This is a genomic window from Actinosynnema sp. NPDC020468, assembly GCF_040642015.1.
Classification (GTDB): domain Bacteria; phylum Actinomycetota; class Actinomycetes; order Mycobacteriales; family Pseudonocardiaceae; genus Actinosynnema.
Genome location: NZ_JBFAEO010000002.1, coordinates 328,393 through 352,129, shown reverse-complemented (window position 1 = coordinate 352,129; position 23,737 = coordinate 328,393). Strand labels below are relative to the sequence as shown.

Sequence of the window (23,737 nt, the reverse complement as noted above, 5' to 3'; positions counted from 1 at the left end):
GCGGTGGTGGCTCAGGAGATCCAGGGCGCCGGGGCGTGCCCCCGGTCGAGGACGTCGCCGAACCGGCCGCGCAGGAAGCCGAGCGGTTCGCCGTCGCGTTCGCAGACCGCCTGGACGTGCCCGAGCACGACCTCGTGGTCGCCGGCCGTGAAGTGGCGCTCCACCAGGCATTCCAGGTGCGCGAAGGCGTCCGGCACGACCGGGACGCGGTGCCGGCCCGTGGTGACGTCGAGCCCGTCGAAGTGGTCCTCGCCCCGGCGGGCGAAGCGCAGCGCCAGGTGCTCCTGGCGGCTGGAGAGGATGCTGACCGCGAACCGCCCGGCCGCGATGACGGCGTCGGTGCTGCGCGCGCCGGTCGTGAGGCACACCAGCAGCAGGGGCGGGTCGAGGGAGACGGAGGTGAGCGAGTTGACGGTCATGCCGTGCGGCGTGCCGTCGGGCGTCGCGGTCGTCACGACGGCGACGCCGGTGGCGAAGCGGCCCATCGCGCGACGCATGGTCAAGGGGTCGACGGGTGCCGTCGTCGGGATCATGGGTCCCTCCAGGGAGGTCTAGGTCCGGTAGCGGACCTCGAAGGTGAGGACGCCCTCGTCGGTGCGCCACGGTCCGTGCGGCATGCCGGGCGGCCGGCAGGCGTACATGCCGGCGGTGAACGTCCGGTCGAGGGTCACATCGGTGAACGAGCCCTCCAGGATGTAGACCTCCTCCCAGAAGTCGTGCCGCTGCACGCCCATCGCCGAGGAGTCCGCGCCGGGCTCGTAGCGCAGGATCCTGGTGGCCACACCGGTGTCCGGGTCGGCGGACAGCACCCGCTCGGTGATCGCGGGGTCGTCACCCGGGCAGACGGTGAACGGCACGTCGGTGACGGGGAAGAACTCGTGCTCCGGTTTGCTCATCGGGACTCCGTGTCGTAGCCGGTGAGGAAGGTGTCGACCTCCGCGAGCGCGGTGTCGAAGTCGAAGTTGCGGAACGCGTGCCCCTTGGCCACGAACGGCGCGCCCGCGTAGAACAGCTCGTACTGGTGGTGCCGCCCGGCGAACTCGCTGCCGGTGGCGTCCCACGCGAGCTTGAACAGCTTGATCCGGTCCGGCGCGGGCGTTCCCGGGCTGAACACGTACCGGTCCAGGTCGACCCGGGTTTCCGGACTCGTCAGGTCGTGCACGCTGGAGGGCACCTGGAGCACTCCCCCGCCGACGAGTTCGCGCAGCACGCCGAGCACCCGCGGGTACACCTCGGCCTGCAACCCCATCACCCCGTACAGCGGCTGCGCGGCCGGTCGCCACAGGCCGCGGTCGTCGGGCGCGGCGGTGTACTCGGCCGCCAGCACCGCCGATTCGACCAGCGACACCAACGACGCCAGCTCACCCAGTTTCTCCACCACGCCGGGGAACCTGTCCACCCCGTTCACCGCCGCGACCTTGCGCGCGAGGCCCGCCAGGAACCGCAGCTTCACCGAGAACCGGATCTGCGCCTGCCAGTTGCCCAGCACGTGCGCGCCGGTGTCGAAGAACTGCCGCCGCAAGCCCGCCACGTCCCGGTAGACGAACACCCGGTCCCATGGCACGAACACGTCGTCGAACACCACCAGGGCGTCCGTCTCGTCGTACCGCGAGGTCAGCGGGTAGTCAAACGCGCTCGTGGCCGCGGGCGCGTACGGGCGACGGCAGTGCAACCGCAACCCGGGGGTCGCGACCGGCACCGCGAAGCTGATCGCGAAGTCGGCGTCCTCCTCGGTGAGGGGCTTGATGCACGACACCAGGATCTCGTCGGCGACCGCGCCACCCGTGGCCAACATCTGCGCGCCGCGCACCACGATCCCGTCCGCGCGCTCCTCCTTGACCCCGACCTGGACGAACTCGCCGTCCCACCCCGACGCCGTGGTCGCCCGCGATACCTGGGGCGGGATGATCGCGTACGACACGTAAAGACTCTCCGCCGCGACCTTCCGCCGGTACGCCACCACGTTCTCCGCGTACTCCCCGAACGCCTCCGGGTGCGCCGAGAACGCCGCCAGGAACGCGCCCACGTGGTCCGGACTCCGACCGACCCAGCCGTGCGTGTGCCGGGCCCACGTCGTCGCCGCCTCGCGGAACGCCGTCAGGTCCTCCCGACTGCGCGGCGGCACGAACAACCGGTTGACCGCGAGCCCGGTTTCCGGGTCGGGCACACCGAACCCCGCGGCGAGGTCGAACAGCTCCGCGATCGTGCCCGCGATCGGCGCGAACGCCGGGTGGTCGGCCACGTCGGCCACCACCGAGCCGTCCAGGTGGATCCGGCGGTCGTCCGTCAACGCCGCCAGGTAGTCGGATCCGGTGCGCATGGCCTTCTCGCTCTCAGTCGGACAGCCGCAGGGCGACGAGCGTGCTCGCCAGGTGGGCCGCCGACGCGCGGCCGGCCTCCTCCGGGTCGCCCGACCGCAGGGCCGTGATGATGGCGGTGTGCTCGTCCAGCACCCGGCGCGCGCGGTCGGCGCTGTTGGACACCGCGCGCAACCCCATCCGGACCTGGCGTTCCCGCAGCGACTCGTAGAAGGCGGCCAGCACGGCGTTGCCCGCCCTGCGCACGATCGTGCGGTGGAACTCGCGGTCGCGCTCGATGAACGCGAGCGGGTCGGCGATCGCCGCCTCCTGCTCGGCCACCAGCTCCTCCAGCTGCGCCACGAACCCGTCCTCGACGGGCACGACGCGCTTGACGCACCAGTCCTCCACCAGGCCGCGGGCCTCCATCACCGACCGCACCTCGACGTCGGAGATGGGCGGCACGAACGCGCCCTTCTTGGGCAGGATCTGGAGGAACCCCTCCGCCTCCAGCCGCAGCAGCGCCTCCCGCACCGGGGTGCGCGAGGTTCCGGCCGCCTGCGCGACGCCGGACTCGGTGAGGAACGTGCCGTCGTCCGGCGGCAGGGTCGCGATGTGCTGCTTCAACCACCGGTAGGTGGTGTCCTGCGCCGAGCCCGTGGCTGGTGAACTGCTCATGGACGAGATGTATACAAGCCGTCCACAAGCCGCGCAAGACCTCGTGACCCACCCGCGACCTGCCGGACCCGTCGCACCGCGCGGCCGCACTGCTGCGGATCGGGGTCCCGGCTCCGGCGCCCCGCGTCCGGCGATCCGGCGGGCGACCCCGGAAACCCTTGTCCCCCAGCGGTTCCCCTACCGGAACCGGGCGCTCCGGGAAAGGCCCTCCGGGCTCGCGCACAAGGGACTTTGGTCCCTGCGGACGGCCCTCGCACGCGCCGATGCACGGGAGGTCACCTCGGGAGAGGAGAAACCATGTTCCACCGCAAAACCCACGCCGCGGTCGCCAGGTACCTGGACGCGGTGGTGGCCGCACTGCGCGGCGCGGGCGTCGGAGTGACCAGCCTGGAGGTCGACTTCAGCCCGACCAGCGCGACCTCGGCCAGGCTGACCGCCGCCCACCTCGACCTCCGCTGGCACGAGCAGTCCGGCTGGACGACGGCCGACGGCCTGGCCGCGCCGGCCGACCAGAGTCCGGCGTTGGTCGCGCTGGACGTCGTCCGCACCCGCTGACGCGACCAACCGCGTCACACCCCCACCCAGTCGCCCGGCCACCGGCGAATCCACACCACCTCGTCGTGCGGATCGATCTCGCGCAGCTCCGTGGTGTCGAAATCGCGGGGACCCGACGCCGTGTGGAGCGTCAGGGACTCGTGGTAGACGAAGTGGTCGGTGAGGATCCAGTCGGTGCCGCTGCCCGCCGACTCCCACCGGCCGCGCCACAGCCGGGTTTGCGCCGCGGTCGCGGGCTCGACCAGTTGGAGCCGGTCGCAGGCGACGCCCCGCGCGCCCAGGACCACCGCGCACAGGTGGGCGAGCACGCCGCAGTCCACGAACTCGGCCGTCGGCAGGTCGCACCAGGCGGCGGGCCAGCGGGTGGGTCCCCAGCGGAAGTGGTCGAACACCCAGGAGAGCCCGTACGCCGTCACGTCGCCGGTACGCCGGTGGGCGCGGTCGACCGACAGCAGCCACCCGACGGTGTCGAGGCACTCGGCGCAGCCGGGGTGGGTCACCAGTTCCGACGGCGGCAGCTCCGGCGGGCGGACGTCCACCCCGCTCACACGCCGAACCGGTAGCTCATGCTGGCGTCGTACGCGCCGGCGTTCAGGAACAGGAGCCGGTCGCCGCGCTCGAGGCGGTCCGGCAACCCGACCGCCTCGTGCAGGACGTCGTGCTCCATGCACAACCTGCCGTGCACGCGGCCACTGCCCGCGCCCAGGCGGAACCACCGGTCGCCGTGCCGCCACAGCACCGGGTGGACGTGCGAGAGCCAGTCGGGCAGCTCGGCGACGGAGGCGTCGACCACCGCCGCGGCGTGCCCGCGCGACCTGCGCACCTCCAGCACCGTCGCCAGCACGCTCATGCACCTCTCGACCAGGAACTTCCCGGGTTCGACCACCACGCCCCGCAGCGCGCCGGCCGGCACGGACGCGACCACCTCGGACACCGCGGCCGCGTACTCGTGCACCGGGAACCCGGAGGGCCACCCGCCGCCCAGGTCCAGGAGGTCGTGGTCGTGACCACCGCGTTCGAAGGCGGTGCGCGCGAGGTCGACGGCCGACGTCGCCTCGCGCACCCACGCCCTCGCGCCGGTGCGGCTCGCGGCGTGGTGGAAGTGGACACCGGTGACCGGGACGCGGCAGCGGCGCAGAACCCGGACCAGCGCCAGGAACTCGGACCGGTCGGACAGGTCGACGCCGAACCGCGACCGCGCACCCGGCGGTGCCACCCGCACCCCCAGCGTCGCCGCGGTGACCACGCCCCGCTCCACCAGGTCCAGCGTCCGTTCGAGGTCGACCACCGAATCGGCGAAGACGGCGCCGTAGGCGGCCCGGTTCCCGGTGAACCGCCACCACTTCGCGGGGCCGTTGAGCACCAGCCGGTCCGGGTGGAACCCCGCCCCGACCGCACGGGCGGCTTCACCCTGCGAGATCACCTCGGCCAGTCCGCCCGCCCGCTCGACCGCGTCCAGCACGCGGCCGTCGGGGTTGGTCTTGACGGAGTAGGCGAACCGCCCGGGCACCCCCGTGGCGAGCTCGACCGCCGCGAGCACCCCCTCGACGGCGGCCACCGACTCGGTCAGCACGTCCTCGCGCAGGAGCCGGAGCGGAGTGTCGGCCTCGTCGGTCACGGCCGGGTCGTACGGCCGGTCCACCGGCTCCGGCGCGGCGTCGCGCCGTTCGGCGGAACGGCGGCGGGACAGCGCGGGCATCGCGGAGGGGTGCTTGGCCGCGACCGACCGGCCCTGCCGGTGGCCGCGCGGCGTCGACCCCGACTCGAAGCGGGCCGGGATCTCGTGCACCACCCTGACGAAGGCCGCGCGTTCGGCCTTCTCCTCGACCTCGGGCGGCAGTCCCGTCGCCGCGGCGACCAGCCGTGCCGGCAGGTTGACCCCCGCGATGGTCGCGCCGTGCACCCACGCCGGGAACCGCGGGTTGACCTCGATCAGGTGCCGCTCGCCGGTGGCCGCCTCGCGCACCATCTCCACCTCGCCACCGCCGGTCCACGCGGTCCGCTCCACGAAGTCCGCCAACCGGTCGAGCTCGGCTCCGGTCGGCTCGCGCACCCGGCCCGCCCAGGTCTTGCCCTCCGGGGTGACCATCGTCTTGCCCATCCGGCAGGCGCCGAGGAGCCGGCCCTCGAGGGCGGCGAACACCAGGGACTCCTCGTCACCCTCGACGTGCTCCTGCACCAGCACCTCGGTGTCGCCCCAGGTGGCCCGCACCGACTCGAGCGCGTCCACCAGTCGCAGCCGGTCGCGCACGCCGACGGCCTCGTAACGCGACCCCTTCACCCACACGCGCCAACCGGTGGACTCCGCGAACGCCGAGGCGGCCGCAGCGTCGGCGACCACCTCGAAACGCGGCACCCGCAACCCGAGCACCTCCGCGGCGAGGGTCGCGGGCTTGCGGATCGTGGCGAACGCACCCGGAGGGGGCAGCAGCAGCCGGTGATCACCCGCGGCCGGTTCCGACAGCAGTTCGGCCTCCAGGTCGAGGCCGGGAACCAGCACCGCGGCGAGGTCCGCGACCAGGGCCGCGAGATCCGCGGCGGAGGCGGACAGCTCCACGGTGTGCCACGGGGGAAGGACGTGGACCCGGTCGAACTCCACCGAGCTGAGGCCGGTCGACTCGGTGGAGTAGTCGACCGCGTGCAGGGAGGCGCCCGGCCACGCCAGGCGCAGGGACCGGGCGACCCCGACGCCGGGCGAGGGGTTGGGGCCGCTGTGCACCCCGGACACGACGACCACGGGCGAGGCGGGCATGTGCGCTCCGATCTCAGGACGCGTAGTACGCGGCGAGGCGGTGGTCCTCGCGCAGGCGCATCTCCTGCCACAGGACCTCGTAGTCGGCATCCGCGATCTCGGAGAAGTTCGAGTTGTGCTCGGAGTAGTCGTTGCCGGCCGTCGCGGCGTACTCCTGCGCCGACATGGCCGCCCTGGTCGCGGCCCAGTGGCTGGACTCGCCGAGCGGGGTGTTGGGCAGCGGGTAGTACTTGAACGCGTCGAACGCCAACCGGGGCACCGCGTCGATCAGGTCCAGGGTCGCCCGCGCGTCGGCGCCGGTCTCGCCCGGCCACCCGATCCCGATCGAGGCGCGGATCGTGAAGCCCGCGTCGAGCGCGGCGTTGAGCACGTCGACGGCGGACCGCCGGATCGAGCCCTTGCCGAGGAGCTTGCGGGTGTCGGAGGACGCCGTCTCCACGCCGACGTACAGCGACCGGAACCCCGCCTCGTACATCGTCGCGAGCAGGTCGGCGTGCCGGTCGAGGTCGGTCAGCTGGACGTCGCACCCGTAGCGGAACGGGGCGCCGTCGGCGGTGTTGCGCGCGCAGAACTCCTTCGCGCGGCGCTGGGAGCGGTCGATGAAGCAGTCGTCCACGAAGTAGAAGCCGCGCGCTCCCGTCCGCGCCGCCAGCTCCACCACGTCCGCGTAGAGCCGGTGGGCGGACACGAAGCGGAACCGCGCGCCGGGGTGCTGCGCGTTGAGGTAGCAGAACGTGCACCGCCGGGTGCAGCCGCGCGCCGAGGCGATGTGCAACCCGGGCACGGCCATGCCCGGCCAGGACTCCGCCGGCTGGACGTAGGACGGCAGGTCGGGCCACCAGGCGGGCACGCCCGCCGCGTCGAGGTCCGCCGGTTCGTCACCGGGGAGGAGGCCGCCGGGCCGCTCGGGCGTGGCGAGCCAGCGTACGAGCGCGTCCTCGCCGTCACCGAGCACCAGCGCCCGAACTCCTTGCCACAGCGGGCTTTCCGGGTCCGGGAAGGTGGACACCAGCGGGCCGCCCGCGATCACCGGCAGGTCCGGCGCGATCGCGCGGAGGTGGTCGACGCCCTCGCGGAACCGCGTCGCGCCCAACCCCTGCTTGGCGGTGAACCCCACGACCGCGGGCGCGAACGTGGACAGCGCGTGCTCCAGCGCGGTCGGGACGTCCCGACCGTTGAGGTCGAGGACCGACACCTCGTGCCCGGCGGCGCGCAGGACGTGGCCGACGGAAATGGCGCCCCACGGGGGGAACACCAGCGGATTGACGTCCTCGTAGATGCCAGGGTGCACGAGTAACACGCGTTGTCCGTCCACAACACCTCCCGGTCCACCTATTGATCGCAGGTCCGGCGACCCGCGTCAACGACCAACCGGGTGGCGGGCACCGGACAAATCCCGGGCGATGACCGGACTATTGCCCGGGAAGCGCCGACAACCCGAACCGGGGGCGCCTCCACCGACCTGACGTGCGCACATGCCGCGGCCGTGGCACGGATTTCCCGTACCACGGCCGATTTCCCCGCTCGACATTCCGGCCTCGACCGACGCACGGGGACACCCTCGTCAACCGGAAACGGAATTCACCCGTCTCCGAACGCCGGCGGCGACGAACAATTCCGGGTGCCGCGTCAGGCCGTCGCGCTCGGCCGCACCACGGCCACCGGGCACGGCGAGTGGTGCAGCAGCGCGTGGCTGGTGGAGCCGAGCAACAACCCGGCGAACCCGCCGCGACCCCGGCTGCCCACCACGACCAGCCGCGCGTCGGCGGCCGCCGTCAGCAGCGCGCGCGACGGGCTGTCCCGCACCACGACCCGGTCCACGGCGACGTCCGGGAACTTCTCCTGCCACCCGGCGAGCCGTTCGGCCAGCGACCGGCGCTCCTCGTCCTCCACCGCCGCGCGGTCGACCAGGGTCGCGCTCAGCGGCGCGTCGAGCACGAGGTCCGTCCACGCGGTCACCGCGACCAGCGGCGCGCGCCGGGTGGAGGCGGCCTCGAAGGCGTAGGCGATGGCGGCCTCGCTGAGCGGCGACCCGTCGACGCCCACGACCACCGGACCCGACGTGCGGTCCTCCTCGCCCCGGACGACGACCACCGGCGACGCGCCGTGCGAGGCCACGGCCACCGCGACCGAGCCGAGCAGCAACCCGGCGAACCCGCCGAGGCCCGCCGAACCGAGCACCACCTCGCGGGCGTCCGCCGCGTGCCCGATCAGGGTGGCCGCCGCGCCGCCCTGCGCCACCTCGACCTCGACCTCCAGACCGGGGGCGACCTCCGAGGCCACGTCCCGGGCCTGGTCCAGCCGTTCGCGCGCGGCCTCCTCGAACGCGCGGCGCACCTCCGGCCCGGACACCAGGTCGGCCGGGTAGCCGCGCACCGGCAGCAGGTAGGCCGTCACGAGCTTGAGCGCGACCCGGTGCCGGTCCGCCTCGGCCGCGGCCCAGCGGACGGCCGCCAGCGCGGAGGCCGAGCCGTCCACACCCACCACGATCGGAGCACTCATCAGCGCGTTCCCTCCGGGGTTCGAGAACCTGTCGTCAGGTCCCATCACACCTCCGAAGCTAGGGGTCGCGCACCTCGGCGCACGCGGTCCAAGGTCCCGATCGGGTGAGGACCCCCACCCGGGACCTAAGACCCTGGGATGGTGCGGTGGCACGCGGGAGGGTCGGGTCGGCAAGCGAGCGGAGGTCCGGGTGGCACGGGTGTTTCTGGTGGACGACCACGAGGTGGTCCGGGTCGGCGTCCGGGAATTGCTCAACGGCGACGACGACCTCGAGGTGGTCGGCGAGGCGGGCTCGGTGGCCGAGGCGCTGGCCCGGGTGCCCGGCAGCGGCGCGGACGTGGCGGTGCTCGACGTGCGCCTGCCCGACGGCAACGGCATCGAGCTGTGCCGCGAGCTGCGCTCCCGCCTGCCCGAGCTGAAGTGCCTGATGCTGACCTCGTTCACCGACGACGAGGCCCTGTTCGACGCGATCATGGCGGGCGCCGCGGGTTTCGTGCTCAAGCGCATCCTCGGCAACGAGTTGCAGAGCGCGGTCCGCACCGTGGCCGCCGGCGGCTCGCTGCTGGACGCCCGGTCGACCGCCGCGCTGCTCGACCGGATCCGCCGCGAACGCGAGGAGGGCGACCCGCTGCGGGTGCTCACCGACCAGGAACGGGTCGTCCTCGACCACATCGGCGACGGGCTCACCAACCGGCAGATCGCGGAGAGGATGTTCCTCGCCGAGAAGACGATCAAGAACTACGTCTCGCACCTGATGGCCAAGCTGGGCCTGGAACGCCGCACCCAGGCCGCCGTGCTGTCGACCCGCCTGCGCAAAGCGCCGGACCGGGAGTAGCCGGATCGGGGGACGAACACGACCCTCGCCCGTACCGGTGACCGAAACCGGCGAAACCGCTCGACCTCGCGCCCACCGAACTCCGCGACCTGATCAGCGGGTCCGAGCGGCAGACGTCGACAACCGGTGCCGTCGAGTCGTGTCCGACCCCGCACCTCAACCGTGGCGGGTCGTCGTGGACAGCGAAGCGAAGACACCACGCGACGCGAACGCCTGCAACGACGCCGACGCGTCGCACCTGGACGGGGTGGTCGACGTCCTGCGGGTGGCGCACGCGGGCCGGGGTCTCGACCTGAAGGCGGTACCGCGCGGCCGGTACGAACGCGACGTCGAAGCGGTGTTCCTCGAGGGCGGACCGACGTCGGCGGGCGGCTTCCCCGCGCACGGCGTGGTCGACCGGGTGGTCACCTCACCTCGCGCGCAGCGACCCGGACGTGCGGCTCGTGGTACGGCGGGTGAGGTGGTCAGTCCAGCGGGACCTGCCAGGCAAGGCGGGTGCCGCCGCCCGGTTGGGCGGCGACCGAGAACGTGCCGCCGCACTCGGCCGCGCGCTGCTCCAGGTTGCGCAGGCCGCTGCGCGCGACCTGGTCCGGCAGGCCGACGCCGTCGTCGGCCACGGTGATCACCAGCGCGTCCGAGGCGTCCACGGTGAGCGTCAGCGCGCCGGCGCGGGCGTGCCGGACGACGTTGCTGACCGCCTCCCGCACCACGGCCACCGCGTGCTCCGCGATGTGCTCGGACACCGAGTTGTCCACCGTGCCCGACATCCGCACGGTGGGGGTGAGCGGCGCGTGCTCGGTCACCTCGGCCACCAGGTCGAGCAACCTCCGGCGCAACCCCGGCACGTCGTCGGACGCCTGGAGGTCGAAGATCGACGTGCGGATCTCCAGCACGGTCTGGTCGAGCTGGAGCACCGCGCGCTCCACCCGGTCGCGCACCTCGGGCTCCCGGATCCGCCCCACCGCGCCCTGGAGGCTCATGCCGGTCGCGAACAGCCGCTGGATCACGTGGTCGTGCAGGTCGCGGGCGATCCGGTCGCGGTCCTCCAGCACGTCCACCAGCCGCCGGGCCCGCTGGTTGTCGGCGAACTCCAGCGCCACGGCCGCCTGGTCGGCGAACGACGCCAGCAGCGGCACCTGGTCCGCGCCGAACTGCGGGCTGTCCTTGTCCCGCGCGGCGAGCAGCACCCCGGTCACCGCCGACCCCGACCGCAGCGGCACGCCGACACCCGGGCCCGCCTCCGGCGAGGCGTCGCCCAACCGCCCGTCCAACTCCTCCACCAGGACCGGCGTGCCGGAGTCGAGCACGTCGCCGACCACCGAGCCCGCGCGGGAGAACGTGCGGCCCACGAGCTCCTCGGCCCGCACGCCCGACCCGGCGGCGATCCGCACCCGGTCGCCCTCCACCAGCACGAGCAGCGACACCGCGGCGTGCGCCAGTTCCCGGGCCCGCAGCGTGATCAGCCGCAGCGCGTCGTCGGCCGTGCCGCCGCCCAGCAGCTCGGCGTTGATCTCCGCACTCGCCTCGAGCCACCGCTCGCGCATCCGGGAGCGCTCGAACAGCCGCGCGTTCTCCACCGCCACGCCCGCCGCGGCGGCCAGGGCGGTGAGCACCACCTCGTCGTCCGCGGTGAACGCCGCGCCGTCGGTCTTCTCGGTCATGTACAGGTTGCCGAACACCTCGTCGCGCACCCGCACCGGGACGCCGAGGAAGCTGTGCATCGGCGGGTGGCCGGGCGGGAAGCCCACCGACAGGTCGTGCCGGGTCAGGTCGTGCAGCCGGATCGCCCGCGGGTCCTTGATCAGCAGGCCGAGCAGGCCCTTGCCCTCGGGCAGGTGGCCCATCCGGGACCTGGTGTCCGGGTCGATGCCGACGTAGACGAACTCGGACAGGTCGTCCTTGTTGCCCAGCACGCCCAGCGCCCCGTACCGCGCGCCGACGAGCTCCGTCGCCGCCTGGACGATGCGCTGCAACGTCGAGTCCAGCTCCAGTCCGGCGCCGACCGCGAGCACGGCGTCCAGCAGACCCTGCATCTTGTCCCTGGTCGAGGCGATCTCGGAGAGCCGGTCGCGGACCTCGTCGAGCAGCTCGTCCAGGCGCAGTCCGCCGAGCAGGCGGGGCGTCGTGTCGTCCGGTCGCACCACGGAAGCCTGGCACGCCGCGGTGATCCGGCCAAGCCCGCCACGTCCTCGGCGGTTGAGGACTTTCGACCGTGTGGCGGGGTGACTCCCGGGTGGACAGTGGGGTGGTTGGTTCGATCGGGTGACGTTTCGAGGTGAGTGTGATGACCGGGGTGTTCGGGTTGTCGGCGGAGCAGTTGACCGGCGTGCTGCGTTCGGCGGCGCTCGCGCCGTCCGTGCACAACACCCAGCCGTGGCGGTTCCGCGTCGCGGAGGACCGGGTCGAGTTGTACCCGGACCTGTCACGCCGGCTGCCCGCCACCGATCCGGTCGACCGCGAGCTGCGGCTGTCGTGCGGCGCGGCGCTGTTCAACCTGCGGCTGGCGTTGCGCGGGCACGGCGTCACGCCGCTGGTGACGCTGATGCCCGGCAGCGAGGCGCCCGGCGCGCTGGCCATCGTCCGCGCGGGCGGGCGGCGTCCGCCGGACGACGAGACCGCCGCGCTGGTCGACGCGATCCCGGACCGCCGCACCAACCGCCGGCCGTTCCGCGAGGTCGTGGTGCCGGTGCGGCACCGGCAGGCGCTGGTCCGGGCGGCCGAACGGGAACGCGCGTGGCTGCACGTCGTGGCGGACCGCGAGGAGCGGGCCAAGGTCCAGTCGCTGGTGGCGAAAGCCCACCGCGTGCAGGCGGCCGACCCGGGCGTGCGCGAGGAGCTGCTCGCGTGGACCGGTCCGCGCGGCGGCGACGGCGTGCCGCCGAGGTCCGCGGGCAACCGCCCGGCGCCGCAGGACGAGTGGTCGTTCCGCGACTTCCAGGCCCGCGAACGCCCACCGGGCAAGGACTACGAATCCGACCCGCTCGTGGTGGTGCTGTGCTCGTTCTACGACGGACCCTCGGCGGAGCTCCAAACCGGCCAGGCGCTGCAACGGGTTCTGCTCACCGCGACCACGTTCGGCCTGTCCGCGTCGTTCCTGTCCCAGCCGGTCGAGGTGCGCCCGGTCCGCGACGAGCTGCGCCGCGCCCTGGGTGGCACCCTGGTGCCGCAGACCGTGCTGCGCGTCGGCTTCGGCTCGCCGGTGCCCGCGAGCCCGCGCCGCCCGGTCGCCGAACTCGTGGACAGTCCTTTGTAGACCGTCTACTGCGGATTGCCGAGTTTTACCGAGCCCTGCTCGACTTCCGCCGCGGTGCTGCCCCATCCGGCTTCCCCGGCGGCCTGCCGAATGGTCGCTTTCCACGGCACGTCGACGCCCCCTACCGTCGGCGGTGACGACGACGAGGTTCGGGGGTACCGGGATGAAACGACGCGTGGTGGCGATCGCCCTCGCGGTGGCGGGGACGGCGGTGTTCACGGGCACCGCCGACGCGGCGGGCGACGGCCTGTGGATCACCAGGGGGTACTGGGACGACCAGGCGCAGTGCGTGCAGGACAAGAACGCGCTGCGCTCCGAGGGCGTGCTCGTGACGCCGGCGGGTCAGACCTGCGCCCACGACACGTGGGGCTACTACTACCGCTACCTGGACCGGTGACGGGGAAAACCCCGACAACAACGCGACAACAACGCGCACGCGCTAACGGCGGGACCCGAGGACGCGACCACGGGGGTGGAATAGTTCCCACCCGACGAGGAACCGTCATGATCACGTGGTCTTCACCCCGCCGATTCCGCGTGCTGTCCGCCCTCGCCCTCGCCGCCGCCCTGCTGACGGGTTGCGGCGCGGGCGACGTGGGCGTCGAAGCGGGCGTCGGACTGCCCGTCGGCCCCACCGCCAAGATCAGTTGGAGCACCGCCGACCCGGAGCGCGTCACGTTCTCCGCCGGCGTCACGTTCCTGGGCATGGCGTACATCAACGCGACGGTGACGCCCGGCCCGCCGGCCGAGGACAGGATCCGGGTGATCCTGCGCGACACCAAGGAGTCCGGCGGCGTGGACCGGCACTTCGACGTCGAGGGCGCGAGCCGGCTGCGGGCCGTGCTGGTCGGCGTCACGGTGCTGGAGATCCAGGACCACCGGGTGCTGATCGACCTCACCGACGTCGCCGAGCAAACCATCGAGTTCACCACCCAGGAAGCGGGCGGCGGCACGGCCCCGAGCCCGTGGCGGACCTACTGGAAGGCGTCGCCGTACTCGCCGCTGGACCTGGCGCGCGGGGTGTACGACGACACGCACATCGGCGACTGGTACGGCGCGGGTTTCCTGCTGTTCCTGGTGCGGTTGATCGGCGCGGTGCTCGCGGGCCTGGTGGACCTGCTGCTGATGGCGGCGTTCGCCCTGGGCGGCCTGGCCTACCTGGCGTTCGGCCAACCACTCGGCAACATCGTGGTCGGTGTCGCGGTCCTGGTCGAACTCGTGCTGGTGATCGCCTGGCTGAAGGTCCTGGCCGAGGAGTTCTGAACCCGAAGCGGCCCACTACGATCACCGCGCGCCAGGTGCGGTTGCGCGTCAAGGAGGTCATCGCCTCGCCGGGCCGGACGACCTGGTGCCGGGGAGCCCGGACCTGGTGTCACTCCTCGTAGCCGCCGTCGTCCTCGAAGACCTCTTCGAAGACCTCGCCCAGCACCATGCCGCCCACGACACCGGCCGCCGCGCCCGCGACCACGCCGCCGATGCCCGGGCCCCGGTGGTGGTCGTACCCGTGCTGCTCGTAGCCGTGCTGCGGGTAGCCGTGCTCGTAGCCGTGCTGCGGGTAACCGTGCTGTTCGTACCCGTGCTGCTGGTACGGCTGCCCGTAGGCCGCGTGGCCGCCGCGTTCGGCGATCCGGGACAGCCACTGGCCCACCGCGCCCGCCCAGTCGGTGTGCAGCGCGTCCTGGTGCGACACGACGAAGCGACCGAAGGAGTCGCCGCCCGAGGAGAACGCGCCACCGCGCCGGTCCGCCTCCAGCACAACCGCCAGCTCGTGCGGGTTGGCCACGAAGGTCAGCTCGACCTCGGTCACCCGACCGCGGAACCGGTCCGGCGGCACGAACTCGATCTCCTGGTAGAAGCCGAGCTCCTGGTGCACGCCGTGGATCCGGCCGGTTTCCACGTCCGCCCGGCGGAAGTGGAAGCCGAGCTGCCCGAACGCCTCCAGCACGCGCTCCTGGGACGGCAGCGGGGAGACCGAGATCGGGTCGAGGTCGCCCTTGTCCGGCGCGCCGGCGATCACCAGCTCGGTGCGCACGCCCACCGTCATGCCGGGCAGCTGCGCGCCGCCGACCGCGGTGATCGGGGTTTCCCACGGGATCGGCAGCCGGAACGGGATGGCGAGCGGCTGGTTCGGCGCGACGTGCACGCCGTGCGCGACCGCGATCCGCAGGAACTCGGAGACACCGCCGTACTCGTGGTCGCCGTGCTCGACCTCGACCCGGGTCACCAGCGACAGCACGACCTGGTCGATGCGGGCCTCGGCGGAACCACCGCGGATGCGGACCTGGCCGGTGACCACCCGGCCGGGTGCGGTGTGCGGCGAGTCGAGCACGGTGTCGACGGACGGGCCGCCGACGCCGAAGGCGCCGAGCATCCGGGTGAACATGGGGAGTTCTCCTCCTAGGAGTTCTCGGGTGCCGCCGGTGTGTCGGTCTCGTCCTCGAAGTCGCCGATCAGCTCTTCGAGGAGGTCTTCCAGCGCGGCGATGCCCACCACGCGGTCCTCGGTGTCGGCCACCAGGGCCAACTGCGCCCGGTCGGCGCGCATCCTGGTCACGGCGGTGGCCACGGGCAGCGACGCGGGCAGGGTCAGCGGCACGGTCATCAGCTCGCGGGCCGGGGTGTCCGCGCCGACGGCGGTCGCCCGCACCACCTCGCGGATGTGCACGAGCCCGACGAACCGGCCGGCATCGTCGGTCACCGGGAACCGGGACCGGCCGCACTCGCGGCTGCGCGCCTCGACGTCGCGCGCCCCGGCGGTCTCGGCGACCGTGACGGTGTCCGCGACCGGCACCATGACCTGGGCGACGGTGGTGTTCTGCACCTGGAGCATCCGGGTGAGCAGCCGCTGCTGCCCCTCCGGGATCAGGCCGTGCTCGGCCGACTGGCGCACCAGCATCCGCAGGTCGTCCGGCCGGTGCGCCTGCGCCAGCTCGGACTGCGGGGTCACCTTCAGCAGGCGCAGCAACGCGTTCGTCACGCCGTTGAGTCCACTGAGGACCCACCGGACGGACTTGGCGAACGCCCGGAACGGCAGCGCGAGCAGCAGCGCGGACCGCTCGGGGTGCGAGATCGCCCACGACTTGGGCGCCATCTCGCCGACCACCATGTGCAGGAACACGACCAGCACCAGGCTCAGCGCGAACGCCACGCCGTAGGACACCGCCTCGGGCAGGCCGGTGAGCCGGAACAGCGGGTCGAGCAGGTCCGCGACGGCGGGTTTGGCCAGCGCGCCGAGACCGAGGGTGCACAGCGTGATGCCCAGTTGCGCGCCGGCGAGCATCAGCGACAGCTCGCGGACACCGGCGACGGCGGCCCGCGCGGCCCGGCTGTGCTCGGCGTCCTGCTCGAGCCGGTGCCGCTTGGCGGCGATCAGCGCGAACTCGGCGGCGACGAAGAAGGCGTTGGCCGCCAACAGGACCAGCGACACGACCAGGGACCAGGCGGTGCTCATCGGACGTCCTCCCGACTCGGCGTGACGGCGCCCGGGGTGACGGTGCTCAGCACGACGCTGCTCGGCACGTTCCGGGCCACCTCGGCCACCCGCACCGACACGCCGTCGAACTCCACCTCGTCGTCCACCTCGGCGATCCGGCCGAGCCGGTGCAGCACCAGGCCGGACACCGTGTCGTAGCCGTCGTGCGCGGGCAGCGCCACGCCGGTCGCGGCGGCGATCTCGTCCAGCCGCAACCGGCCGGGCACCCGCCACACCCCGGCCGCGACCGGCTCGACCGCGTCGGGCACCAGGTCGTCCTCGTCGTGGATCTCGCCGACCAGCTCCTCGGCCAGGTCCTCGAGCGACACCACCCCGGCGAAGCCGCCGAACTCGTCCACCACGCACGCCAGCTGACGCCGTTCGGCGCGCAGCCGCTCCAGCACGGCGGGCAGCGGCAGGGTCGCGGGCAGCACGAGCGCGGGCGAGGCGACCTCGCCGATCGGCGTGCGCGCGCGGTCCTCCGGCGGCACGGTCAGCACCTCGGCCAACCCGACCACGCCGCGCAGGTCGTCCAGGTCGTCGCCGACCACCGGGAACCGGGAGTGCCCGGTGTCCAGCAGCTCGACCACCCGCGCGACCGGCTCGTCCGCCCGCACGGTGTGCACTGCCACGCGCGGCGTCATCGCCTGGTCGGCGACCAGCTCGCGGAACCCGAGGCCGCGTTCGAGCAGCAGCGTCAGCTCCGGGTCGAGGTGACCGCCCTCGCCCGCGTCGCCGATGATCTGCTTCAGGTCCTCCGGCGTCGCGCCCTGGGGCAACTCCTCGACGGGCTCGATGCCGACCGCGCGCAGCAGCCGGTTCGCCGCCGCGTCGAACAGCCTGATCACCGGGCCCGCGATCGTGAGGTACACCAGGGTGGACCCGGCCAGCGCCTTGGCCAGCGCCTCGGGTTCGGCGATGGCGAGGTTCTTCGGCAGCAGCTCGCCGAGCACCATCTGCACCACCGTCGCGACCACGAGCGCGAACGCCGTGGACAGCGCGACCGACCACGGCCCGAGCAGGGCGGTGAGCCCCTCGCCGAGCAGCGGCTCCGCCACGTAACCGGCGAGCAGCGCCGTCACCGTGATGCCGAACTGGGCTCCGGAGAGCATGAACGAGAGCTTCGTGGTGACCCGGTACGCGCGGTCGGCGGCCTGGTCGCCGCCCTCGGCGAGCCGGCGGAGCCGACCCCGGTCGACCGCCATGTAGGCGAACTCCTGGGCCACGAAGTAGCCGGTGGCCGCGGTGAGGGCCACGATGACGAGAACGCCGTAGAGGATCAGCACGCCGGTGCTCCGGCGTGGTCGAGTGGCCGGGTCTCCCCCGGCCGACTACTACAGGTGTCGTCGTCCGCACTGCTGGGCATACCCCACACTAGCACGTGGCACTGTATGGTTGACGTCACGCGAGAGGGGGACGTCACGTGGTCGAGGCACTGCTGCGGATCGGCGAGTTGGCCGCCCGCGCGGGCGTGAGCATCCGGACCGTGGACTACTACACCGGCCTCGGCCTGCTCACCCCCGCCCAGCGCACGGCGGGCGGCTACCGCCTGTACGTGCCGACCGACGTCGACCGCATCCACCTCGTGCAGCGCCTGGAGGTGCAGGGCGTGCCGCTGGACGCGATCTCCACCGCGCTGACCGCTCCCCGCGCCGACGTCACCGAGATCCTCGCCCGCATCGACGAGGACCTCCGGGTGCTGCACGCCGCGGCCGAGACGGCGTCGCCCGAGGTGCACGGGCTGCTCGCGGCGATCGCCGGCCGGGTGCACTCGTTGATCACCGTCGCCCTCCAGATCCCGCCGGACCTGTTCGTGCCCTGAGCACGGCGGTCACCGACGGGCGGTGCGCGGCAGCACGCCGGACCAGTCGCCACCGGCCAACCGGCGGGTGCTGCGCGCGAGGTCGAAGGTCGACCACCGGGACAGCTCGGGGTGCGCCGGGTGCGACCACACGCCGGCCGGCCCGCGCAGCCCGGCCAGGAACGCGACCAGGTCGGCCGCCCTCGGGTCCTCGGTGGACGCGCCGGCGCGGGTCGCGATCCAGCACGTGCGCGAGGTCGAACCGCGCGGAGAAGGTGAAGAACCCGGCCACCGGCTCCTCGCCGAGCAGCCGGGCCGGCTCCGCGCCCAGCGCCCACTCGTCCCGGGTTTCCCGGCGCAGCACCAGGTCCACGCCCGTCCGGGTCACCGGGTCGACCCGCCGCGAGGGGTGCGGCACGAGGCACGCGACCGCGGCCCGGGTGTTGGCCCGGCACCCGGCCGAACCGGGCAGCCTGCGGTAGCCCGCGACGTAGGCGGGTTGGCCGGCGGCGTACCCAACGGGCCACGAGCCGTCGCCGAGGCGTTGCGCGACCAGCCGGTCGTCACCGCGCTCGACCCGCGGGTCCCGCGCGTACCCGACGGCCGCGAGCCCGCGCAGCGGGAGGGCCGTCCGCAACGGGATGAGGTCGTAGCGCCCGTCGGACTTGACGTCGGCGAACGGGAACGAGCCGTCGTCGCGCTGCCGCGCCGGCAACCGCTCGGTGAACTCCGCGACCCGGCCGTGCGTCCGGTCGAGGCCGAGCTGGGCGAACCGGCACAGCCGGTAGGCGAGGTCGCGGTGGTCCACCGGCTCGGCCTCGACCAGCGCGGCCACCTCGGCCGACGCCGCGCGCGCCGCCACCAGCTCGCGCACCTCGGGGTCGTCCGCCGGCACGTCCAGCAACTCGGTCAGCACCCTGCGCCGCAACGCCGGACTCGGGTCGGACAGCAGCAGCCACTCCGTCACCCCGGCACCTCCCGCAGGTACGGCGCCGTCGGTGTGGTGCCGGCCGCCAGGGTTTCGGGCGGGCCGGCGCCGACCACGCGTCCGCCGCCCGGGCCGCCCTCGGGGCCCAGCTCGACCAGCCGGTCGCAGCACGCCAGGAACACCGGGTCGTGGTCGACCACCAGCACGCTGTGCCCCTGCCGCACCAACGCGTCCAGCACCGCGACGAGGTGCGCCACGTCCCGCGCGTGCCAGGCCGGCGGTCGGCTCGTCCAGCACGAACGGGGTCGGCCTCGTGGTCCGGCGGGACAGCTCGCGCGCCGGCCGCAGCCGCTGCCCTCCCCACCGGACAGCGACCGACCGGCCTGACCCGGGGTGAGGTGGCCCAAGCCCAGCTCGACCGCGCGGCGCAGTGGCGCGACGATCGGCTCCCCGTCGTCCCACCGGTCCGCGACCTCGGCGAGCGTGCGCCGGTCCAGCTCGGGCGGGGTCCAGCCGCGCACCGCGAGTTCCCGGACCTCCCAGCGGTACCCGGTGCCGTCGCACGCGTCACGCGGGCGCTCCACGTCGGCCGGGAAACCCAGGTCCTCCCGGATCGCGCCGCGACCCTTGCACCCGTCGCACGAGGGCAGGAAGTCCTTCTCCGCCAAGCCTTCGGACGCCGAGGCGTACTCGGCGCGCAGCGCGGCGGCCACGCCCACCGGCGACTGGTCCACGTGCGGCACCCGCGCCGGCGCGCCGTCGATCCGCTCGTGCGCGCCGGGGTCGACGGGCGTGGCGGCGACCGAGGTGGTCAGCCCGCGCGGCGCGAGCGCGCGCACCAGCACGTCGATCACCAGCGTCGACTTGCCCGACCCGGACACGCCGCACACCCCGGCCGGCACGCCCAGCGGCAGCGCCACGTCCTCGCCGACCAGGTTGTGCGCGGTCGGTTTCCGCACCACGAGCCACCCCGACGGCGTCGTCCTGGGCGCCCGGGCCCGGTCCGGGCACGGGTGGTCCAGCAGGTCCGCCGCCGCCGGCACCGCGCGGACCACCTCGGCCGGACCCGAGGCCACGACCGTGCCGCCCTCCTCGCCGGGACCGGGTCCCGGCACGACGTGGTGCGCGGCGCGGCGGGTCACCCTCGGGTCGTGGTCGACCACGACGACCGTGTTCCCCTTGTCCGCCAACTCCTCCAGCGCCCGGGCGAGCACGTCGGCCTCCCGGGGGTGCAGCCCGCGCGACGGCTCGTCCGGCAGCACGACGGTCCCGGTCAGGTCGGCGCCGAGCAGCGCGGCCGGCCGGACCCGCTGCGACTCGCCCTCGGACAGCGTGCCGGACGACCGGTCGAGGCCGACGCACCCGAGCCCGACCAGTTCCAGGAACTCCAGCCGCCGCAGCACGACCGCGAGCGACCAGCGCGCCCACTCCGGCACGTCGGCCGGCACCGCCGCGCCCGCGAGCGCCGCGCGGACCTCCGCGATCGGCAGCCGGTGCAGCGCGTCCCGGTTGCGCCCCGCCACCCGCACGGCCGGGAACTCCGGCCGCCCGCGCACGCCGGGCACGGCACGCGCTCGGTGTACAGGCCGCCGACGTCCCAGCCGTCCACGATCCGGAACACGCCGCGCCAGGTCACCGTGCGACCGGCGGACCGGGTCGCCTCGGCGGGCAGCGTCACGTCCTCCTCGCCGAACAGGAACGCCTCCCGCGCCGGTTCGGTCAGCTCCGTCCACGGGGTGGTCTCCGGGTCGAAGCCGTACCTCGCGCCGATCTCCCGCAGCATCCAGTAGCCGACGTTGGCGGGCTTGGCCGGGTACGAGCGCGGGTAGAAACCGGGCGAGTGCAGCGCGCCGGCGCAGATCGGCAGGCCGGGCCGGGTGATCCGGCGCTCGACCCGCGGCACCGCGGCCGTGCCCGTGCCGCGGCAGTGCGGGCAGGCGGCCTCGTCGGTGGCGGGCGCGAAGTGCCCGGGGTCGGCGGGCGGTCCTTCGACACCGCACCCGGCGCACGTCCACGCCGAACCCGACCGCACACCGGCGCGTCGCTGCTCGCCGCCGCACGACGGGCACTCGCGGGCGCCGAGGTGGGCCGGCAGCACGCCGAGGTGGAAGCCGATGCCGGTCGACGTGCCGACCGTGCCGCGCGGGTTCCAGGCCTGCCGGCGTGGCCCGATCGCGATGGTGGGCCCGAGCCCGACCACCGACTCCACCCGCGCCCGCGGACCCTCCTTCACCGACTGCCGCTCGCAGACCGACAGGCACTCCAGCAGCCGCCGGGTCGCCTCGACCTCCAGCACGTCCCGCACCAGCGACGACTTGCCCGAGCCGGACACGCCGACGACCGCGGTCAGCCGCTGCTTGGGGAAGTCCGCCGACAGGTCGCGCAGGCTGTTCGCGGACGCGCCGCGCACCCGGATCACGTCGTGCGTCGGCCGGCCGGGTCTCGGCACCGCGCGCGGTCGCGGACCGACGGCGCGGGTGGTGCGCGGCGGTCCACAGTGGACGATCCGGCCGCCGTCCGGCCCGCCTCCGGGTCCGACCTCGACCACCTGGTCCGCGACCGCGACGACCTCGGGGTTGTGCTCCACCACGACGACCGTGCAGCCGCGGTCGACCAGCGACCGGAAGACCTCGACCAGCTGCGGCAGCACGTCGGGGTGCAACCCGGTGGTCGGCTCGTCCAGGTGCACCAGCTGCGCCGGCCTGGTCATCGCCGGCTGCTTCGCGAGCTTGACCCGCTGCGCCTCGCCGCCGGACAGCGTCGGCGACGGTCGACCCGGCGCGAGGCGGCCGAGACCGACGTCCGGCAGCGCGCCGATGGCCCGCCGGGACCGCGCGTCGTCGGCGAACAGCGGCGCGGCGTCCGCCACGGACAGCCCGAACACCTCGTCGATCGACTACTCGACCCCGTCGGCCGGCCGGGCGCGCACCGCCGGCACCTCGTCGGCGAACCGCCGTCCGCCGCACGTGCCGCAGCCCACCCACTCCGAGGGCAGGAACCGCAGCCACACCTCGACCGAGCCCATCCCGTCGCACTCCGCGCACGCGACCTCGGGCCGGTCGAACGAGAACGTGCTCGTGGGCACCCCGGTCGCGGCCGCGAACACGGCCCGGATCCGGTCGGCCAACCCGGTGCAGGTGGCCGGGGTGGACCGCCCTCCAGCGCCACGCAGCCCCGGGGTTCGCCCGCCACCAGCGAGGCCACCAGCACGTCGCGCACCAGCGTGGTCTTACCCGCGCCGGACGGGCCGGTCACCGCGGTGAGCGCGCCGACCGGGAACTCGCAGTCGACGTCGCGCAGGTTGTGCGCGTACCCGCCGCGCACGACGAGCTTCTTGTCCCCCAACGGTTTCGCGGGCACCCGGTCGAGCCGGTCGCGGCCGGAGAACCAGCGGCCGGTGCCCGTGTCGGACCGCCAGAGCCGTTCCGGCGTGCCCTCGAACGTGACCCGGCCGCCACCCGGTCCGGCCGCCGGACCCAGTTCCACGACGTGGTCGGCGGCGGCCACCGCCGTGCGGTCGTGCTCGACCGGCACCACCGGGCCGGGCAGCTCGGCGAGCCTGGCCACCAGCGCGGCGACCTGCTCGTCGCCGAGGCCGGTGGTCGGCTCGTCCACCACGTGCAGCAGGTCCTCGACGTCGTCGGCGAGGATCACCGCGAGCCGCAACCGCTGCGCCTCGCCGCGCGAGAGCGTGGGCGAGGGCCGGTCCAGCGGCAGGTAGCCCAAGCCGAGCGAGCACAGCGCGTCCAGCCGGCGGCGGACGTGCGCCACCGCGGGCCGCGCGCTCCGGGACGTCGGGCGAGGTCAGCACGGCGAGCGCGGCGAACGCGACGCCGGCCGGCTCGTGCCCGACGCCGGGTCCGTCGCCCCGGAAGTCCTGCGGTCGCACGGTCGGCACGTCCGCGCCGCACTCGGTGCACACCGGCGCGCGGGACAGCGTGCGCCGGACACCGGCCGCCACGAACGTCACCTGCGGCACGCCGAGGTCGGCCACCCCCGCGACCAGCGCGCGCCAGGTCCGGGGGTCGTCGCCGGGCGCGGCCGTGCCCACCGGGACCTCGACGTCGTGCGGGGCCGACGGGTCCGGCGGCGCGCCGCGCCACGGGCGACCGTCGACCACCACCGACCCGAACCGGTCGGCCGGCGCGGCGAGCAGCCGGCGGTGCGACCCGACCACGCCGCGCACCAGCGGCGCGACCACGTCCACCGGCCCGGAGTGGACCAGCCCGCGGAGCGCGGCCGGCTGTCCCTCCAGCGACGCCACGGCGGTCAGCTCGCCGCACCGACCGCAGCGCCGGTCCGCGGACGTCGCGTACGGCACCCGCAGGTACGGGTGCACGCCGAGCGCCGTCGCGACCGTCGACCGGGGATCGCGGTTGACCACGTTCTGCGACACCGCGACCGCCGGGTCGAGCCCCCGGATGGCCCGCACCCGCGCCGGCCTGCCCCGCGGCGAGCCCGCGCCGGCGGCCGGCGTCTCCACGAACCGGCGGCGCGCCTCGTGGTAGAGCGTGTCGAAGACCAGCGAGGACTTGCCCGCGCCGGACGGTCCGACCACGGCGGTGATCCCGCGGTCGAACGACACGTCCACCGACCGCAGGTTGTGCTCGGCGGCGCCCTCGACCACCAGTTCGCGCCGCTGCGTCACGGCGTGATCCCACCGCC

24 protein-coding genes and 1 pseudogene are annotated in these 23,737 nt (G+C 74.2%); 10 read left to right on the top strand and 15 right to left on the bottom strand.

From position 1 onward, the window contains the following. Window positions 1-11: 11 nt before the first annotated feature. From AB0G50_RS03540 to AB0G50_RS03525, 4 genes are read right to left on the bottom strand one after another with little or no spacing between them, the layout of a single operon-like run. Complete coding sequence (locus AB0G50_RS03540) at window positions 12-533, bottom strand: flavin reductase family protein (RefSeq protein ID WP_360101801.1); 522 nt, start codon at window positions 531-533, stop codon at window positions 12-14. A gap of 18 nt (window positions 534-551) precedes the next feature. Continuing rightward, complete coding sequence (locus AB0G50_RS03535) at window positions 552-896, bottom strand: cupin domain-containing protein (protein WP_360101799.1); 345 nt, start codon at window positions 894-896, stop codon at window positions 552-554. After that, window positions 893-2,320 (bottom strand): 4-hydroxyphenylacetate 3-hydroxylase N-terminal domain-containing protein, encoded by a 1,428-nt coding sequence (locus AB0G50_RS03530; protein WP_360101797.1) that lies wholly within the window; start codon window positions 2,318-2,320, stop codon window positions 893-895. Before AB0G50_RS03530 ends, AB0G50_RS03535 begins: the two co-directional genes overlap by 4 nt. 13 nt (window positions 2,321-2,333) lie before the next feature. Next, window positions 2,334-2,975 (bottom strand): GntR family transcriptional regulator, encoded by a 642-nt coding sequence (locus AB0G50_RS03525; protein WP_360101795.1) that lies wholly within the window; start codon window positions 2,973-2,975, stop codon window positions 2,334-2,336. 297 nt (window positions 2,976-3,272) lie between these two features. On the opposite strand from AB0G50_RS03525, the gene AB0G50_RS03520 reads away from it, so the two are divergent. After that, window positions 3,273-3,530, top strand: a complete 258-nt coding sequence (locus AB0G50_RS03520; protein WP_360101793.1) for a hypothetical protein — start codon at window positions 3,273-3,275, stop codon at window positions 3,528-3,530. A 14-nt stretch (window positions 3,531-3,544) separates the two neighbouring features. Here AB0G50_RS03520 and AB0G50_RS03515 read toward each other — a convergent pair whose 3' ends face one another. The 4 genes from AB0G50_RS03515 to AB0G50_RS03500 form a co-directional block, all read right to left on the bottom strand. Then, window positions 3,545-4,078, bottom strand: coding sequence for a hypothetical protein (locus AB0G50_RS03515; RefSeq protein ID WP_360101791.1), 534 nt, complete (start codon window positions 4,076-4,078; stop codon window positions 3,545-3,547). Beyond that, window positions 4,075-6,282 (bottom strand): hypothetical protein, encoded by a 2,208-nt coding sequence (locus tag AB0G50_RS03510; protein WP_360101789.1) that lies wholly within the window; start codon window positions 6,280-6,282, stop codon window positions 4,075-4,077. The genes AB0G50_RS03515 and AB0G50_RS03510 overlap by 4 nt, the downstream gene beginning before the upstream one ends. 13 nt (window positions 6,283-6,295) lie before the next feature. Beyond that, window positions 6,296-7,582 carry a radical SAM protein gene (locus AB0G50_RS03505; RefSeq protein WP_360101787.1) on the bottom strand — a complete coding sequence of 429 codons (1,287 nt, stop codon included), beginning with the start codon at window positions 7,580-7,582 and terminating at the stop codon, window positions 6,296-6,298. A 329-nt stretch (window positions 7,583-7,911) separates the two neighbouring features. Further along, window positions 7,912-8,784 (bottom strand): universal stress protein, encoded by an 873-nt coding sequence (locus AB0G50_RS03500; protein WP_360101785.1) that lies wholly within the window; start codon window positions 8,782-8,784, stop codon window positions 7,912-7,914. A gap of 190 nt (window positions 8,785-8,974) precedes the next feature. Between AB0G50_RS03500 and AB0G50_RS03495 the strand changes: the two genes are divergently transcribed. Both AB0G50_RS03495 and AB0G50_RS03490 read left to right on the top strand, forming a co-directional pair. Further along, the gene (locus AB0G50_RS03495; RefSeq protein WP_360101783.1) at window positions 8,975-9,619 is read left to right on the top strand and encodes a response regulator transcription factor; all 645 of its coding nucleotides are present in this window, start codon (window positions 8,975-8,977) and stop codon (window positions 9,617-9,619) included. A 37-nt stretch (window positions 9,620-9,656) separates the two neighbouring features. Next, window positions 9,657-10,013, top strand: a pseudogene (locus tag AB0G50_RS03490) (dihydrofolate reductase family protein); the annotation flags it as partial. Between the two features lie 70 nt (window positions 10,014-10,083). Here the strand turns inward: AB0G50_RS03490 and AB0G50_RS03485 are convergent. Beyond that, on the bottom strand, window positions 10,084-11,760 hold the full coding sequence (locus tag AB0G50_RS03485; RefSeq protein WP_360101781.1) for a GAF domain-containing protein: 1,677 nt from the start codon (window positions 11,758-11,760) through the stop codon (window positions 10,084-10,086). Between the two features lie 143 nt (window positions 11,761-11,903). On the opposite strand from AB0G50_RS03485, the gene AB0G50_RS03480 reads away from it, so the two are divergent. The 3 genes from AB0G50_RS03480 to AB0G50_RS03470 all read left to right on the top strand — a co-directional run bounded on the left by AB0G50_RS03480 (window position 11,904) and on the right by AB0G50_RS03470 (window position 14,135). After that, complete coding sequence (locus AB0G50_RS03480; protein ID WP_360101779.1) at window positions 11,904-12,872, top strand: nitroreductase; 969 nt, start codon at window positions 11,904-11,906, stop codon at window positions 12,870-12,872. 163 nt (window positions 12,873-13,035) lie between these two features. Further along, entirely contained in the window at window positions 13,036-13,269 is a 234-nt protein-coding gene (locus AB0G50_RS03475; protein ID WP_360101777.1) for a hypothetical protein, read from the top strand. 107 nt (window positions 13,270-13,376) lie between these two features. Further along, a complete protein-coding gene (locus tag AB0G50_RS03470; protein WP_360101775.1) occupies window positions 13,377-14,135 on the top strand; it encodes a hypothetical protein in 759 nt (252 codons plus the stop codon). Between the two features lie 109 nt (window positions 14,136-14,244). Here AB0G50_RS03470 and AB0G50_RS03465 read toward each other — a convergent pair whose 3' ends face one another. The 3 genes from AB0G50_RS03465 to AB0G50_RS03455 are packed head-to-tail and all read right to left on the bottom strand — an operon-like array spanning window position 14,245 to window position 17,629. After that, the gene (locus AB0G50_RS03465) at window positions 14,245-15,255 is read right to left on the bottom strand and encodes a sporulation protein (protein ID WP_360101773.1); all 1,011 of its coding nucleotides are present in this window, start codon (window positions 15,253-15,255) and stop codon (window positions 14,245-14,247) included. Between the two features lie 14 nt (window positions 15,256-15,269). Further along, a complete protein-coding gene (locus AB0G50_RS03460) occupies window positions 15,270-16,322 on the bottom strand; it encodes a hemolysin family protein (RefSeq protein WP_360101771.1) in 1,053 nt (350 codons plus the stop codon). Beyond that, the gene (locus tag AB0G50_RS03455; RefSeq protein ID WP_360101769.1) at window positions 16,319-17,629 is read right to left on the bottom strand and encodes a hemolysin family protein; all 1,311 of its coding nucleotides are present in this window, start codon (window positions 17,627-17,629) and stop codon (window positions 16,319-16,321) included. The genes AB0G50_RS03460 and AB0G50_RS03455 overlap by 4 nt, the downstream gene beginning before the upstream one ends. Window positions 17,630-17,766: 137 nt before the next feature. On the opposite strand from AB0G50_RS03455, the gene AB0G50_RS03450 reads away from it, so the two are divergent. Beyond that, window positions 17,767-18,165, top strand: coding sequence for a MerR family transcriptional regulator (locus AB0G50_RS03450; RefSeq protein WP_360101767.1), 399 nt, complete (start codon window positions 17,767-17,769; stop codon window positions 18,163-18,165). Here the strand turns inward: AB0G50_RS03450 and AB0G50_RS03445 are convergent. The 3 genes from AB0G50_RS03445 to AB0G50_RS03435 all read right to left on the bottom strand — a co-directional run bounded on the left by AB0G50_RS03445 (window position 18,122) and on the right by AB0G50_RS03435 (window position 22,199). After that, a complete protein-coding gene (locus AB0G50_RS03445; RefSeq protein ID WP_360101765.1) occupies window positions 18,122-19,111 on the bottom strand; it encodes a hypothetical protein in 990 nt (329 codons plus the stop codon). The genes AB0G50_RS03450 and AB0G50_RS03445 overlap by 44 nt on opposite strands. A gap of 1,234 nt (window positions 19,112-20,345) precedes the next feature. After that, window positions 20,346-21,956, bottom strand: a complete 1,611-nt coding sequence (locus AB0G50_RS03440) for an AAA family ATPase (protein ID WP_360101763.1) — start codon at window positions 21,954-21,956, stop codon at window positions 20,346-20,348. A 12-nt stretch (window positions 21,957-21,968) separates the two neighbouring features. Further along, window positions 21,969-22,199, bottom strand: a complete 231-nt coding sequence (locus AB0G50_RS03435) for a hypothetical protein (RefSeq protein ID WP_360101761.1) — start codon at window positions 22,197-22,199, stop codon at window positions 21,969-21,971. Window positions 22,200-22,331: 132 nt separating this feature from the next. Between AB0G50_RS03435 and AB0G50_RS03430 the strand changes: the two genes are divergently transcribed. From AB0G50_RS03430 to AB0G50_RS03420, 3 genes are all read left to right on the top strand, one after another. Next, on the top strand, window positions 22,332-22,793 hold the full coding sequence (locus tag AB0G50_RS03430; protein WP_360101759.1) for a hypothetical protein: 462 nt from the start codon (window positions 22,332-22,334) through the stop codon (window positions 22,791-22,793). Between the two features lie 217 nt (window positions 22,794-23,010). Then, entirely contained in the window at window positions 23,011-23,580 is a 570-nt protein-coding gene (locus AB0G50_RS03425; RefSeq protein ID WP_360101757.1) for a hypothetical protein, read from the top strand. A gap of 3 nt (window positions 23,581-23,583) precedes the next feature. Beyond that, the gene (locus AB0G50_RS03420; RefSeq protein WP_360101755.1) at window positions 23,584-23,727 is read left to right on the top strand and encodes a hypothetical protein; all 144 of its coding nucleotides are present in this window, start codon (window positions 23,584-23,586) and stop codon (window positions 23,725-23,727) included. The last annotated feature ends 10 nt before the right edge of the window (window positions 23,728-23,737 follow it).